The organism is Phyllobacterium myrsinacearum, from assembly GCF_014138285.1.
In the GTDB taxonomy this organism is placed as follows: Bacteria; Pseudomonadota; Alphaproteobacteria; order Rhizobiales; family Rhizobiaceae; genus Phyllobacterium; species Phyllobacterium myrsinacearum_A.
In genome coordinates this window covers 81,153-96,513 of the sequence record NZ_JACGXN010000010.1, presented here as the reverse complement: position 1 = coordinate 96,513, position 15,361 = coordinate 81,153, and the positions used below count along the sequence as shown (strand labels likewise).

The window sequence follows — 15,361 nt, the reverse complement described above, 5'->3', positions numbered from 1 at the left end:
TCGTCATTCGGCGGCCCCCTGCGCTGAAACCACATGACCCAATGCCGGGCGCATGATTGCAGCCTCCGTCAATTGATCGCGTGACAGGAACGCTGCCGAACGCCCCTCGTAGAGGACCAGAACACGATCACACAAATGGACAAGTTCAGGAACTTCGGTCGAGTGCAGGAGGATAGAGCCGCCGGCGGCGGTATAATTGCGCATCATGAGATAGAGCTCGTGCTTTGTACCAACATCGATGCCGCGTGTTGGATCGAACAGCAGCAAAATCCGGCTTTGCGCAACAAGCCACTTGGCGATGGCGATCTTTTGCTGATTGCCGCCGGAAAAAGCCCCGGCCCGTGTCCAAAGGGCGCGCTTGTCAATCTCAACGGTCGAAAAGGCTGCCCGAACGGCTTCCTCCTCTAACTTTCGCCTGATCAGGCCAAACCGGGAAAAGCGGTCTATGACCGGCAGAGATGCATTCAGGGTACCGTTCAACTTGAGAAACAGCCCCTCGGTCTTGCGATCCTCAGGAACCAGTCCAATCGCAATATTGGGCTCAAGGGCATCAGATGGCGAGCTGAATCTGACCTTGCGGCCGTCCACCAGAATGTCTCCGTCTTTCACTTCCGTCATACCAAAACAGGCAAGAAAGAGGTCGAGTTGTCCCATCCCTTGCAGCCCTGCAATGCCAAGAATTTCCCCTCTGCGCAGATCGAAACTGACATCGTGCAATTTGGCTCCTGCCCGCAGGCGCCGCGCGCCAAGGACCGGATCTCCAAAAGCAAAATCGCTCGGCGGACGCTGCGGAAATGTCTGGGCGATGGTCCTGCCAACGATGCTTTCGATGACCTGCGCGTCTGTAATCCCGGCCACAGAACCAGTGGTTATGTGACGCCCGTTGCGCAGGATCGTCAGCGTATCGCAAAAGGCTCTTACTTCGCGCATGCGATGCGTGATAAAAATGACCGTTGTGCCTTGCGCTTTGAGTCTGGAAATAATCCGTCCCAACCATTCGACATCACTTCCGGCAAGCGTCGATGTTGGCTCATCAAGTAAAAGGATACGAGGCTTCCGGTAGAGCGCACGCGCTATCTCGATCTTTTGTTGGACAGCCAGATCAAGCGTACCAATCTCTGCATCGAGATCGACGGAAAATTCCAGATCCTCCATATGCCGGATGATTGCACGCCGTGCCCGTGACCGGGGGATGATACCGGCAAACCCGATGGGAGCGTATGGCATCAGCATATTGTCCAGCACACTCAGATCGCGGACGAGGCTCATTTCCTGGAAGGCTGTTTGTATCCCGCAAGCATGCGCAATACGTGGAGATTTGAGCGTCACGATCTGCCCGAACACAGAGATATGCCCCTCATCGGGGCGAAGCAGCCCCGAGAGCAGTTTGACAATAGTCGACTTTCCCGCACCATTCTCGCCGAGCAAGGCATGCGTACTACCGGGTGCGACGCTGAATGAAACCGCATCGACGGCCACGGTCGCACCGAACGTCTTGCGCACGTTCGTTACTTCAATGGCCGATTGTTTGAAGTCGCAATTCATCGTGCTGGTCCCGCTCACGTGATTCAAATTTCGCCCTGTGAAGAGCGGTGAACCGCTCCTCACAGCAGCAATCAATTTTCAGGCTGGCCGACCAGTGCAGCGTTCAGACCGATTTCGGGTGTTTGTTCGGAGAAGATCGAGGCAAACCAGCCAGGATTGGAAACAATTGCCGGTTTGAATGCGTTGCAGCCCGCTTTCATCTCTGCCCAGCTCCCTTCCTGGCAAAGCTTGATCGTCTCGTTTGTGACAAGTGGCAACGGCAGGACCGTCTTCTTCGGAACGTCCTTGCCCTCAATTGCCTCGACTGCAAGTTTCAGGGCCAGCGCACCCGAATAGGGTGGAGACGCATAGGAAATTCGCGGCGCTCCAAGCGGAAGATATGGCGATGTTGCTCCTTCGGCTTCCGTACCCGCCGGCAGCATCTGTATACGGCCGCCGTTCGAGCCCTCACCCGCACATGGCAATAACTCAGTGGGTTTTTTGCCCGCTTCAAGTTGCATCGAGTTTGCAGTGAAACAGCCGACCTGCATCCACAGACCGTTAATGTCATTCCAGTTGCGGGTCGCGAGGATCTTGGACAGTTCAGTGCGGGCAACGGCCTGGCTCCACATACCCACCGCTTCTCCGACAATCTTGATATCCGGGTATTTGGCAAAAACTTCTTTTGCTGCTTTCGTGCGAAGGTTGTCCACCGAAGTGCCCGGTACGCCTGTAATGGCGATAATATTGCCCTTGCCATTCAGTTTCTTGACCAGCCATTCTGCAGTGACCCGCCCGGCCTCTTCCTGGTCTATCGCAACGTTATAGGCACATGGTTCGGTAATTTCGCCATCATAGGCGAATACCTTCACGCCCTTGTCGCAGGCGTTTTTCACCACCTGGTTCAAAGCCGTTGGGGAGATGGGGAAGACGATGATTGCCTCTGCACCCGCCTGCACCATCGCATTGATCTGCTGAATCTGGCGCTGTGCGTTGGGACCTGCGACCTGAACCTGCAAATCCACCTTGTCGGCAAGGCTCTTATGCGCTGCCATGGCCTTTACCATATTGGCGGCTTCAGCCTGCCAGTCATTTCCGATAAAACTCATGCTGAGAAAAATTTTGTGCTTTTCTGCCGCGTCAGCATGGCCAACGAGGGCTGCACTTGCCGCAATACCTGCACAGACGGCTACGCGCCGGATGCGTGATCCAATACTCATAATCTTCTCCTCCCCACAGTCGAAACGTCTCCCAAGAAGCACCTCACTGCCACTTGCCGTCTCGTTGGTGAAAACGTAACACCATTTGATCAAAGATCAATGATAAAATATGATTGATCAGAAAACCGCGCTTGAATGCTCGCAGAGCTCTTGACGCATCATCATGAAGGCTGCATTTCCAAATGGAATTGCATGCTACGATCCCGGAAAGGTGAGAATGCTTGGGAATGACTGAAGCCGGTTACAGAAAGCCAGGAGTTGAAATCCTGCCTCTTTCTAAAGAAACGCTGCAGGACAAGGTGTACCGTCAGATCACAAATCTCATCCTTGAAGGCAGTATCGTGCCAGGCGAGATGGTTACTGTGCAGAGTCTTGCCGACGCGTTTGGTGTCAGTGCCATGCCGGTACGCGAGGCATTGCGCCGCCTGACCGCGGCCAACGCATTGACCGTAGTTTCCGGACGCTCAATCGGCATCCCGCCTCTGAGCCACGCCAAACTGACAGACCTTCGGGATGTCCGAAGTGAGGTGGAGGCGATTGCCGGTGCCTGGGCGGCAAAACGGATCGGCAATGATGAAATCGAAGCATTGAGATTGTTGCTGGATACACTTGAGAAGGCCAATGCCGCAAGCGATGTTAAATCTTACCTGCATGCCAATCACGCATTTCATTTCTCAATCTATCGGGCATCCGGCTCCGAAAGCATTCTGAACATCATTGAGAACCTGTGGCTTCAGGTCAGCCCATATTTCAACATGCTTCATGACTCCGGCAATTACACAACGGCCAATACACACCATCAGGCCATGTTCGACGCACTCTGCGCGCGCGATGAAAATGCGATCAAGATCGCGATTAAAGCGGATATTGAAGCAGCCTATGACGTTCTTGCAGAACTTATGAACTAGAGCGGAGAGATTCCGGATCTGCCGCAAAGTTTGTGCAAAAGGGGTGGCTGATTGATCCTATGGCACTGTCTTTAAAAACGATACCGTATGCCGAAGGTGTTTGCATTCGAGCCCTCGCCCATATTCCCAAAAGTTCCATCGCCTCCGGACCGGTGATGCAATTGCCACGTTACTTCCAGATTGGGAGCACCGCGCCAGCGTAGCGATACCTCGGGTCCGAGAAATCCGAGGAACGATGCATCGCCATTATACCGGATTTCGCGTTGCTTTTCGATTTCGGTCTCGCCTGTAACCGCGCTAAAACCAGCAGTAAAAGCAGGTGAAATAACAACGTTGCCAATCACCAGGCCTTGATATTTTAACCGAACGCCTGCCCAAGCTTCGCCGGACATATCGTCGTCAGCACCAAAACGCACTGCCGCACCAGCAACCCCGCCCAGCAGAAATCCGGCTCCAAGATCATAAACATCCCGCCCATAGGTCACCCCCAGAAAATAGTTTTTGGTGTAGTCAACGCCAATAATGTGAAAAGCACCTCCTGCCGTGTTTCTTGCAAAAGGCCCACCCAGAACGGTTACGTCGTTGCGAGTGGCCGTTTGACCGGGTGCCAAGAAAGGATCTGAGGTTGCAAAGTGAATGAAAGGGTGACTTTTTTCAGCGGCGACGGCGAGAACCGGGTGAAAGCCGGAAATTGTAACGCTGAGGAACGCGGCCACCGCAAACGAATGCAAAGACTTCATGCTTGCTCCCCCGTGTTAAATGGGTGAACGAATCATTAACCTAATTGAGACCCCTGCCAGGTCGAAAAATCAACAACATCTTGGTCGCATCCTTACGGCTGCCGACACAAGACACGGTTCAAAACGTGCCGGCATATTGGGCGCTGAGACATCACTGACAATCGCGCAACATACTGCCAAAAGCCGTATGTTCCCGCGTGGCATTTACACTCGGACATCCGGCGTCGGACCAGAACTTGCTCTGCTCGGATTGCCTGGTGGGAAATCTGCACTCGTCTTGGCCGTTCACCAATCCCATGCTCGATAATAAACCATCGCCTTTACTGACAATGCCAGGAGACAAACGTTACGGCACGTCACAAAGGGGTATCGGCTGCAGGGGGCGTGCCGGATGATCTTTGCCGTACTGAGCAATGATCGGCTCCAGATTTTCTTTCGGCCAAAATTTTGGAACACCGATTTCTTTCAAACAGGATTCATTCCAATATAATCCTGACTTCGATAGCGACCGGCCGCTCGCCACGGCTTTGGCGATGGCAGCTATATCGGCTGACTCCGGGTAGATGTAGAGCGTCGTTGGATTGTCTTTCACCATGGAGATTATTTGTCCAGCGTCCGATTCAGTCCAGCTGGTGCAGCCGTCGCTGCGCCCGCCAGCGTATTCCACCAGCTTTCCGAGCGGAACGAATCCATCCCGATTTGCGTAGCGGCTCTCCGGATTTTTCTTCAGGCAAACGCCTGCCACCACTGCGGCTGCGTGCCCGCCAATAGCGCGCTGTCGCGCGTTTGCCGTCTCGCCCTCGCCATCAAACTGGATAAACGAGCGAAGCAGCGCCGCATCTTTCGTCCCCGAGACACGGTAATAGCCCTTGAAAGATGTTTTTGTTTCGCCCGTCACGTACATACCGCCGGCCGTAAGGTTCGAATCCATCGCATTACCGAAGTTCCTGGCACACTCTCGACCGTTGGCAAAATCTGCAACGCCCTTTAAATTCCGGCCACTGCCGTGCCCGGAGGAAATGACACGAAACGTCTGGGCAGCTTCACAGATAGTGTAAAACCGGCCTCCCGATTTACCGTCATTCAGATCGTTTGGACGCGTGGCGTCCATCGCAAAGTAGCAGGGATTCTTGACCGTGCCTTCCCGCACCTTTCGCACGTAAAGCGCGCGTGCCCGCTGCAAGACCGGTGGAGCGATTTGACCCTCGTTTTCACCGATATGGACTTTCAACCAAAGAGGAGTGTCCATTTGTCGTTCTGCGGCAAATAATTGCGGTGAGGCCGAGAATACCAGGGCGCCGACGCAGAGGCAGAGTAGACTGATGCTGCTCAGAAAAGTGTATCTCGACCACACTAGTTCACATCTCCTATTGAAACATTTGCCGTTCTACATCTTGTTACGGGTCGAAGTCATCAGGGGAGGAAGCTGACCCTGCACAAGCGGCGTAGAGACATTGCTTTGGACGTCGTTGAGAGGAATTTGTCTCATCTCCAAATATGAACAAGTCTTCGATGATTTTGTATATCCTCTACAGAGATAAATTCCTTGCCATCCCAACCTGCTTCATTGGCCAAGCTGATAATTTCTGGCTGGTCATCGAAAAATAACGGTTTCTCATCGGGTGAAATATCGAGGGCCCGATTGATAGCTTGGAAGAATTGGCGCTCTTTCTTTGAGAAGCCGATGCTGGCGCTGTAAAAGATGCCATCAAAGTGGTGTCGAAAACCAAGATCATCCCATAGATAGCGTGCTCGATAATGTTCCTGGCCCGTGGCAAGAAACAGCTTAATTTCTCCGTCATCAGCCAAGCGCCGCACCAGCTTCATGACGTCATCATTAATGAGGGAATCTTTCTCGAACCAATATTTGACAAAATCATCAACGGGGCCAGAGAAGCCGACCGAAGGCAGAATTTTGCGCAGGGCTTCCTTCAAATCACGTCGCCCGCTGGCACACTCCGCCATTGGTGAAAGATGACGAAAACCATCTATTCCAAAGAATCTGCGTTGAAAGCCGCCGCGGTCAACGCCAAGGTCTTTCTCTATGTTCAAATCCCAGGGTTTTCTCAATGATGGGTTTGCGTGCCATCCATTTATAAGAACGCCATCAACGTCGAAGAAAATGATCATACCGTCCTCCAAACTGGTATGAGGAGAATCTAAGCGATGTTCGGTTGTTCAATCAAATCACGTTAAATTCGCTCGCAGTTTTAGTTAGAAAACCGATCGCAAAAAGATGAGGAACGATACGACCAGCTTCAACCATCATCTATCCTTCGCGATCGAGGCGCACACAACGGAGAAGCCGTCACCGCTTCCAAAAGCACACGGAAAAAGCCGCAAGGTGCGTATTATTCCGAGCCTCGTTTCTTCAAGCATAAATTTCATATTATAATTCATATTATGTGTGTGTATCCGCACACTTCTTCAAAATTTGCGCGGAGATACGCACATAATCAGACGTATCCAAAACACATAGTCTGGAGAAATCATTGAAATTACAAATAGTTATTAAACATCACACAACTGGCACGGAGCTTGCTTCGGTATAAACCCAAGGACAGTTGATCGTTCCTTGTTACTGATTTTGGGAGACTGACAGGCATACTCTATCACAGTTAGGCTTATATGAGGGGGATAGGCCAAGTTACTGAACAGCGTGCACTCACAGAGTCTGTTGTGATAGCGAAGTCATGTCGTCCGGGAGTAATTCCAAATAGTTGGAACTTTGCTTGTTCTCAGTTGCTGTGAAAAAATGGAGGAATCTTTCATGACCTTACCGACAGTGAAGTCACAAAAAGCCAATACCAATGAAACGCCGTTATCTTTTGATGCTTCCAAATGGAACGCAATTATTTCTGTTGCGACAAAGGAACCGTCGGACGACAGCAAGCGCAAGCAAGCCGAGGCTTTGGGTATCGAATGGGAGCGGCCTAAAGGCGACAACCGATCGGCCAAATATATCATTGAAAACTCTCCCATGCTGAAAGACCTGATTGATCACAAAAACGGAGGCAAGAGCCGCCCGGACGTTGGTGACATGAAGGATGGCCTGAAGAAGCTTGTTGGCGACTACGAGAATGACTCTGATGCAGCCTTCAGGGCTGACCAGGTGCTTGAACATATTGAAAAATTCGACAGCGACGGGAAGCTTATTTCGGGCAAAGATGTCGGGAATGGAAAGATCGACGGGATCACTGATTCCGATCAGGTAAAGCACGGAACGGAAGCTGGCCGACTGAAGGATCTGGGCAAGTATGGATTTGAAAATCTGAAGGGTGATCTCATAAAGTCGAACACGTTCTGGGGTGATCAGAAAGCCCGTGAGGATGCGGCACGCCTCGGCATCAAGTGGGTTAGTCCCGAGGGCGATAACCGGTCAGCTGAGGACATAATCAACGACAATCCCCTTCTCAAAAACCTTGGCAACCAGAGCGGTGTAAAGGATAAGCTGAAGGATCGCGTCGGCGACTTCGAACATGATCGCGATGCTGCCTATCGTGCCGTACAAGTTCTTGAGCACATTGAGAAGTTCGACGCTGACGGCAAGATTCAGGACGGCAAGAACGTCGGTAACGATAAAATCAATGGCTTTACCAAGAGCGGTGAAGCCGAACACGGGACTGAAGCCGGACGTCTTCAGGATTTTGGTAAATACGGTTTTGAAAATCTGAAAGGTGAGTTGCCGGATCAGCTCGATCCGAAAGATAACAAGGAAGCGCGCAAGGAGGCAGAAGGGCGTGGTATCGAGTGGGTTCGTCCGGAAGGCGACGAACGATCTGCCAAAGAGATTATCGACGACAATCCCCTGCTGAAGAACATTGAGAACCATGGCAATGCAAAGGATATGCTGAAAGAGCGTGTTGGTGATTTCGACCGGGACGCTGATGCTGCATTCCGTGCGGCACAGGTTCTCAAACATATCGAGAAATTTGACGGCGACGGCAATCTTCTGGACGACAAGAAGGTCGGCAACGAAAAAATCGACGGCTACACCAGCAGCAACGAGGCCAAACACGGTACGGAAGCTGGCCGTCTGCAGGATTTCGGAAAGTATGGCTTCCAGAACCTGAAAGGCAATCTGGACGAGGTGCCCGCAAAGAAGAACGATAGTCCTCCAGCAGCACCGGATCAGGAACCACCGGCGGACGGGAAACCCGGATCAGGCGAGATTACCGACGAGGAGAAAGCACGCAAACAGGCCGAAGCTCTGGGTATCGAGTGGAAGCGCCCGAAAGGTGATGACCGTTCAGCCAAATCCATCATCAAGGACAGTCCCATGCTGAGCGACCTGATTGACCGGAAAGGCAGTAAGGGTCGTCCGGATATCGAGAATATGAAGGAGGGTTTGAAGAAGCGGGTCGGCGATTACGAAAATGATGCTGATGCCGCTTACCGGGCTGCACAGATTCTCAAGCATATCGAGAAATTTGATTCCGACGGGAAGACCAATTCCGGCAAAGATGTTGGGAATGACAAGATCGATGGGATTACTGATTCCAATCAGGTACGGCACGGAACTGAAGCCGGACGACTGAAGGATTTTGGCAAATACGGATTTGAAAACCTGAAGGGCAAGTTTCCTGAGCGATCTGAGTCAGGTAAGGACGAGGCTGCTCGCAAGCAAGCGGAAGCACTGGGCATCAAGTGGGATCTGCCGAAATACGACAAGCGCGATGCCGGGCAAATTATTGACGATAGTCCGCTGCTCAAGAATCTCGGCAATCAGAGCGGCGTAAAAGACATGCTGAAGGATCGCGTTGGCGACTTCGAAAATGATCGCGATGCTGCCTATCGTGCCGTGCAGGTACTTGAGCGTATCGAAAAATATGACGCCGAAGGAAAAATGCTTTCCGGCGATGGTGTCGGCAATCACAAGATCGACGGTTTCTCCAAGAGCGGCGAAGCCGAGCATGGCACGGAAGCTGGACGCTTGCAGGATTTTGGAAAGTTCGGCTTCTCAAGCCTGGCGGGCGTCAGTGACAAATATGGTGACTATCTGAAAAAGAACGGGGATGCCGACGACGCGTCTAAACTGATCGCGAAATATGGCTCTGCTCTTTATGAGAATTTCGACTCCATCAAGGATGCCACGGGGGCCGGGGATCAACTGACGATCAAGGATCTTCAGAAATTCAAGGAAGAGAACCCCAAGCTGATGAGCGACGACCTGAAGAAGGCCCTCGATTTCTGGAGCAAGCCCGGCAGCTTTGATATTCTTGAGACCAGCCACGACAAGCTGCGAAACGGCTCCGACGGAAAACTCTCCCAAAAGGACATATCGGACTGGTTGAGCAATGACGCACCGAAGGATGCAAAAGGCGCAATCGAGTTTGCTGTACGCGCCGCAGACGGCAATGCCGTATCAGGCGTGGAGGTAGAGAAATTTGACGACGAGATTTTCAAAAACCCCGGAAAATACAGTGCTCAGGAAAAGGCCGCCGTCGTACACGATTTGCAGAAAGCATATGATCTCGTCGGAATGGGCAAGCAGGCCGGCATGTGGGACAAGGACCACATCATAAAGAAACTTGGTGACCGGGCCGGAGTTGGCGGAGATCCAGAAGCTGTCCTGAAAGAAATCGAACAGCGCATTACGACTCTCAAGAAGGATCCGGAGGTTGCCAAATTCCTGAATGAGACAGGCGAGAAAACGCTGAAGGACTTTGTCGATAATGATAAAGACCTGAAGAAGGCATTGACGGGCATCTACGACAAGGACATCAAGTCCGGCGCAGAACTCGACAAGTTGTGGAAGTCGAAGTCGGAAGATGGAAAAACCATCGGTCCAACAGAGAACCTTGCGAACTTCTTCCAGGTCGGGAAGATGTACCAGGGAGCTTTGGGAATCAACGATACCAAGGCTTTGCAGGGCGCAGTCAAAAACTCCAAGCACAACGGTGAAGTCCAGGACGTCTACGAGAAATCAATGGTCTCCGGCGATCGTTTCAAGGAACTACTGAAAAACCATTCCGCCGAAGAAGCAATGAGCACTTTCAGTCTGGAAACCGCTCTCTACAACGCTGCTTTGGATCCTGAGTTTACGGGCAAGCACGATAAGAAACTCAATGAGAATTTTACCTCCATTGCTGAGGACGGTGCGTTCAAGGATGCGTCGTTTGACGACCTCAAGAAGGCATTCGGTGTAAATGGCAGCGATAAGCTGGATGAAAATCAAGTCGAGAAGATGATCGAGGAAATCGGCAAAACGAATCCCGAATCTCTCATCAATGCAAATGGTGAACCTGCAAAGCCGGATCAGATTCTGGCCGCCTTCCGTGGGCAATGGGAGTTGCTGCGGCAAGGCACCAAAGGGCTTGGGGCCTATGGTCTGATCGATGCCAACAACTCGGCCAAACAGCTTTTTGACAAAGGTATCCAGCATGGGGTGAGCGGACTGCTTCTGGGCGGTATCACCATAGCCAGAGGTATCGGGGCGAACGGCAGCCTGACGGATCGCCAGAAAGCCGATATTGCGATTGGCTCCGTCCAGACGGCCGCACTTTTCGCTGAGGGCGGGGTGAAGAATTACCGCGATTACCTGAAGAGCGCGGGAGTCGATCCCAAGAAAATCGATGATCCAAAGACTTTTAACGAGTACTTGCAAAAGAACGCAAGCCGGTTCGAATTCGGATTCAGAGGGCTTGGTGGAGGACTGGCTAATCTTGCACTCGGGGCCTACAGCATCTTCGATGGCGTAAAGGCCATTAGAAATGGCGATGTAGCGACCGGCGGTGTGAGTATCGCGACTGGTTCCATTGGTCTGCTCGGCGGTGCAGCGGTTACTGTGGAAGGCGGAATGGGTGTAGCCGGTCTTGTGGTTCCGCGCTTGATCCAAGGGTTAGGTGCAGGATTTGGCGTCGCGGGTGGCGTCCTGAGCTTGGCATCGGTGTTCATTTTTGCGGCTATTAACGAAAGCAAGGCTTCGTCTCTCCAGAATGACTATGGAGATCTTTTGGGAGATTATCTGAAGAAATATAAAATCGACGGTAAACCGGATGACAACGTTTGATGTGACTGATCAAGTACCGGTTGCGGACGCCGGAATGGTTCCATCACCGTCGAGATACACGATCGTGGCAACGGCATTGCAAAACCGCAATGCACAGCTCGAAGTGGCCAATACCCGCAGCAGCAAACGCACTTGGTATAAGTACAGCGGCGTTGAAGTTCTGACCTCGGTGGTGAATATCGGCTTGCCGATGCGACGGCATGCCGGATCAGAATGGGGCTTCACTCGGGAGAAATGGTGGTTGGCGATCTCGGTTATGATGGCCGTATTGACTACACGGTTGTTGGCGAAGTGGTAAATCGTGCGAAGCGTGTGGAAAGCGCCTTGCGTGGATTGGCACCAGAAAAACTGGTCGTAATGGCGGCAACTGAAATCACTCTGCAATCGGCAAGCTCTGACATAAAAGTCGACCGACTTGAGCCCTTGGTGATCAATGATGCGTGGCGGATTGGACGTGCCGATTCTGATCGTAGCTGATTCAGTTACACTTTTGTTGTCGTCACCGTTGATCCCCACCCGACAGATGACAAGTTGCTGGTATTATCGGCATGTTTCGGCCATGGATCGGGATTGGGCGGATAGCGGCCTGTCCGCTTCTTGCGACCGAAAGGGGCGGGCCACCATCCAAGAACGCTATTTCAGCGGCAGAAACAGTTCCGCGACCGCCTCGTGCTCCGGCACTTCGGGAAAGAAGCTCAGCCGCTGGCAATAAATCGGGAAGTCGCGTGCTTCCTCGCCGCTGGCCGGAAGCCAGTCACGATAAAGGTAGAGCGCGGCGGGCTCCAGATTGTCGGTGTTACCGACGACGCGCAGCACCGCGCAGCGGCCACCAGGGATCTCGCCGGCCTTGATCTGCTCGCCGTTTGCCTCGATCGGCTGGTCGGTCCCTGCACATAGATCCATGCTGTAATCGGCAGGCGACGCAGGACGCCGCTCGGAACGCCAGACAGTGAAGGTCGGACTTGTCTTGGGGTGCAGGCTCGCCGCCTTGCGCCACGCGATGAACCGTTGGATGGTGGCACCGATCATCACCGGGTCACCCCGATGTTCCATGATCGCCACCGGCGTCGGGGCCACATTGCGGATCATCACGTCGTCAGTGGTAAAACTCTTCTGCATGAGCTTGCTCCTTGCGTTGTCAAGAGGCCCGAGGGCCGCAAACCACGACTCCCATTCGGGAGATTTCCGGAACGACGAAGGCGATTGTCCGAAGCGTTGCCGAAAGGCGCGGGCGAAGGCGTCGGGTGCATCGTAGCCGGCATCCATCGCTACGTCCGTGACGCTTTGGGCGTCCATATAAGCCAGTCGGTGCGAAGCGCGCTTCATACGGGCGAGCTGGACATAGCGATGTACGGACAACCCGAAGGTTGACATGAACTGCCGGTGGAAATGGTATTTCGAGAACGCCGCAACGCCGCTCAACGCTTCCAAGCCGAGATCGTCGTCAAGATGCTGGTCTATGTGGTCCAGCACCCGTTGCATCCGGGCATGGTAGTTTTCAAGTGCTGCCTTCATTGTCAATTCGTCTCTTCCTGCGTGGCAACACCAGCTACACCCTTCCGGATATGCCGCGCTCGACCGATCTTGCGATTTTGGCGTGAATCGATCTGAAATATCCGACGAGTACTTACAAGCAAGTCTGATCTTCGCACGATCCTGCGGTCCGTTGCACGATAGCTCTCCTCAACCCTAAGCACGGTCTTTCAGCCCGAACGGCCGACAGCGTTTGGCTTCGGCTCAAAGAGTTGAGTGCGGCAAATGCCTTGTGCCCGGATTCAAGCCTATGTCGTTCGAAGAGTTCGCCCTCAGGTGAGCAAACTGGAAACACTCTGCTCGTTTGCCGCCCGCCCGATTGCCTCCCCAATCAGAGATGCAACGGATATCCGTCTGATTTTCGATGGCAGATCAGCGGCTACCGTTCTTTCGACAGAATCTGTAACCACCAGCTCTTGCAGGCCGGATTTCATAATGCGCTCAGAAGCACCGCTGGAAAGAACCCCATGAGTCGCATATGCGCAAACTCTTGCTGCACCTTCCTTGAGCAGAGCATCGGTTGCCGCCGCCAGGGTATTTGCAGAATCAACAATATCGGCAATGAGAATACAATCACATCCTGCCACATCGCCGATGACGTCCATGCCTTCCACTGTCAATGCTTGTGATCCACGTCTATCAACAATGGCCAATCCCCTTCCGAGCCGTTGCGCGATGGCCCTGGCCCTTGCTACGCCGCCAACGTCAGGAGAGACGATTATGGTAGTTTCCATATCGTGATGTTCTTTAATATCTCGTACAAAAATCGGCGCGGACAAAAGATCGTCGCTTGGAATATCGAAAAATCCCTGGATTTGGGCGGCATGCAAATCCAGCGTCAAGACACGATCAACACCCGATCTTGCAATTAAATTTGCCACCAGTTTTGCAGAAATCGGTGTGCGGGAGGCGGATTTCGAATTTTGCCGGGCATAGCCAAAATAAGGCAGAACCGCCGTTATGCGGCCGGCAAAGGATCGCTTGAGAGCATCCGTTATAATGAGAAGCTCCATCAAATTGTCATTGATCGGGTATGATGTTGACTGCAGAAGATAAACATCTTCGCCTCGGACATTTTCACGGATCTCAACAAAGATTTCATTGTCATGGAACCGCTTGACCCAACAATCCACCAATGGAAGATGGAGGTAGGCTGCGACTGAATTTGCCAGCGCGCCGTTGGAGTTTCCTGTAATCAACTTCATGGATTGATCCTGCAGTGACATTGACGGGGGCATAGCCAGTCGAATGTTACAGCATGATGACAGTAACCAAGGTATAAAAAACAACCTCATCGTCACGTCTGTTTTCATACAACTTTTAATCGCATAGTTCGCAATATGGTATTACGCCGACGCCACGGAGAGACATACCAGGGAACTGAGAATCTCAAAGAATTGTCCTGCTGAAAAGATCAGCCAGCCAATCCACCATGACCTGCAAGCGAGGAGACAGATGCTGGCGATGCGGATAAAGAATTGCGATCGGCATCGGCTCTGCCCGATGACTGGACAAAACCTCGACGAGGCTACCAGCACGCAACTGCATCTCGACATCGTAGGCCGGTATCTGAATAAGCCCAAGACCAGCTTCGCAACAGGCTATATACGCTTCCGCAGTGTTGACTGTCATGAAACTACGCATCGAAATTTCGGCCGAATGGCCATCTTCGGTATATTCCCACCTTGCGATCCTGCCAGTTGTCGGTGATGCGTAATTGACAGCAAAGTGCCGTCCCAGATCTTTGACCGTTTGAGGCAAGCCGTAACGGGCAACATAATCAGGACTGGCACAGTTTATCAGTGGCAGGTTGCCAAGTTTACGGGCCACCAGACTTGAATCGTTCAGTTCACCAACGCGAACAACGCAGTCAATCCCCTCCTGCACCAAATCAACGGCCCGATCGGTCACTCCCATATCCAATTCGATATCGGGGTATTTGTTGAAGAAGCCGGGCAAGGCGGGAGCGATGATAAGGCGTCCCAAACGGCCAGGTACGTTAATACGCAATCGGCCCTTGGGATTCATCGCACCATGCGTGAATATGGTCTCCGCATCATCGTAGTCTGCCAGCAAGCGAACGCATAAATCATAGTACGCCCGGCCGTCTTCCGTAGCGGCAACACTGCGCGTTGTCCTCTGCAGCAGTCTGGCACCAACCAGTTGTTCCAGTTCGCGGATAGCAACGGAAACCGTTGATCGCGGGACTTGCAATATGTTGGCAGCTTTTGTGAAGCTGCTACACTCAACAACCCGGACAAATATTCTCAGTCGATCGATACGATCCATGCCACGCTCATTGTTCGCTCATTCTGATCAGTGATATCAGAATTTAGCCCTTTATTGATCTAACTTAAACCAACCATATTGCGCATGGAAGACGAGGCATTCGGTCTCGTTTCAGAAAAGCGGCAATAGCAGTGC

The 15,361-nt window shown here is 52.4% G+C and carries 12 protein-coding genes; 4 read left to right on the top strand and 8 right to left on the bottom strand.

Translation table 11 applies throughout. From position 1 onward, the window contains the following. Positions 1-3 precede the first annotated feature (3 nt). Positions 4-1,545 carry a sugar ABC transporter ATP-binding protein gene (locus tag FHW16_RS22725; protein WP_182551565.1) on the bottom strand — a complete coding sequence of 514 codons (1,542 nt, stop codon included), beginning with the start codon at positions 1,543-1,545 and terminating at the stop codon, positions 4-6. Positions 1,546-1,616: 71 nt separating this feature from the next. Continuing rightward, complete coding sequence (locus FHW16_RS22720) at positions 1,617-2,744, bottom strand: sugar ABC transporter substrate-binding protein (RefSeq protein ID WP_182551564.1); 1,128 nt, start codon at positions 2,742-2,744, stop codon at positions 1,617-1,619. A gap of 227 nt (positions 2,745-2,971) precedes the next feature. Here FHW16_RS22720 and FHW16_RS22715 point away from each other — a divergent pair, with 227 nt between their 5' ends. Then, a complete protein-coding gene (locus FHW16_RS22715; protein ID WP_182551563.1) occupies positions 2,972-3,652 on the top strand; it encodes a GntR family transcriptional regulator in 681 nt (226 codons plus the stop codon). Positions 3,653-3,723: 71 nt separating this feature from the next. On the opposite strand, the gene FHW16_RS22710 is transcribed toward FHW16_RS22715, so the two are convergent. The 3 genes from FHW16_RS22710 to FHW16_RS22700 all read right to left on the bottom strand — a co-directional run bounded on the left by FHW16_RS22710 (position 3,724) and on the right by FHW16_RS22700 (position 6,522). After that, positions 3,724-4,368 carry a hypothetical protein gene (locus tag FHW16_RS22710; protein ID WP_182551562.1) on the bottom strand — a complete coding sequence of 215 codons (645 nt, stop codon included), beginning with the start codon at positions 4,366-4,368 and terminating at the stop codon, positions 3,724-3,726. 370 nt (positions 4,369-4,738) lie between these two features. Next, complete coding sequence (locus FHW16_RS22705) at positions 4,739-5,746, bottom strand: hypothetical protein (protein ID WP_182551561.1); 1,008 nt, start codon at positions 5,744-5,746, stop codon at positions 4,739-4,741. 131 nt (positions 5,747-5,877) lie between these two features. Further along, positions 5,878-6,522 carry an HAD family hydrolase gene (locus FHW16_RS22700; protein WP_182551560.1) on the bottom strand — a complete coding sequence of 215 codons (645 nt, stop codon included), beginning with the start codon at positions 6,520-6,522 and terminating at the stop codon, positions 5,878-5,880. Positions 6,523-7,162: 640 nt separating this feature from the next. Between FHW16_RS22700 and FHW16_RS22695 the strand changes: the two genes are divergently transcribed. The 3 genes from FHW16_RS22695 to FHW16_RS29305 are packed head-to-tail and all read left to right on the top strand — an operon-like array spanning position 7,163 to position 11,881. Then, positions 7,163-11,404: a type III effector HrpK domain-containing protein gene (locus FHW16_RS22695; RefSeq protein ID WP_182551559.1), complete on the top strand. Its 4,242-nt coding sequence runs from the start codon at positions 7,163-7,165 to the stop codon at positions 11,402-11,404. Next, complete coding sequence (locus FHW16_RS22690) at positions 11,391-11,702, top strand: hypothetical protein (protein WP_182551613.1); 312 nt, start codon at positions 11,391-11,393, stop codon at positions 11,700-11,702. Before FHW16_RS22695 ends, FHW16_RS22690 begins: the two co-directional genes overlap by 14 nt. After that, positions 11,618-11,881, top strand: coding sequence for a hypothetical protein (locus tag FHW16_RS29305; protein ID WP_432652073.1), 264 nt, complete (start codon positions 11,618-11,620; stop codon positions 11,879-11,881). Before FHW16_RS22690 ends, FHW16_RS29305 begins: the two co-directional genes overlap by 85 nt. Before the next feature lie 156 nt (positions 11,882-12,037). Here FHW16_RS29305 and FHW16_RS22680 read toward each other — a convergent pair whose 3' ends face one another. From FHW16_RS22680 to FHW16_RS22670, 3 genes are all read right to left on the bottom strand, one after another. Next, positions 12,038-12,919, bottom strand: a complete 882-nt coding sequence (locus FHW16_RS22680) for an AraC family transcriptional regulator (RefSeq protein ID WP_182551557.1) — start codon at positions 12,917-12,919, stop codon at positions 12,038-12,040. 290 nt (positions 12,920-13,209) lie between these two features. Then, positions 13,210-14,163 carry a ribose-phosphate pyrophosphokinase gene (locus FHW16_RS22675; RefSeq protein ID WP_182551556.1) on the bottom strand — a complete coding sequence of 318 codons (954 nt, stop codon included), beginning with the start codon at positions 14,161-14,163 and terminating at the stop codon, positions 13,210-13,212. Between the two features lie 163 nt (positions 14,164-14,326). Beyond that, the gene (locus FHW16_RS22670) at positions 14,327-15,226 is read right to left on the bottom strand and encodes a LysR family transcriptional regulator (protein WP_182551555.1); all 900 of its coding nucleotides are present in this window, start codon (positions 15,224-15,226) and stop codon (positions 14,327-14,329) included. Positions 15,227-15,361: the final 135 nt, after the last annotated feature.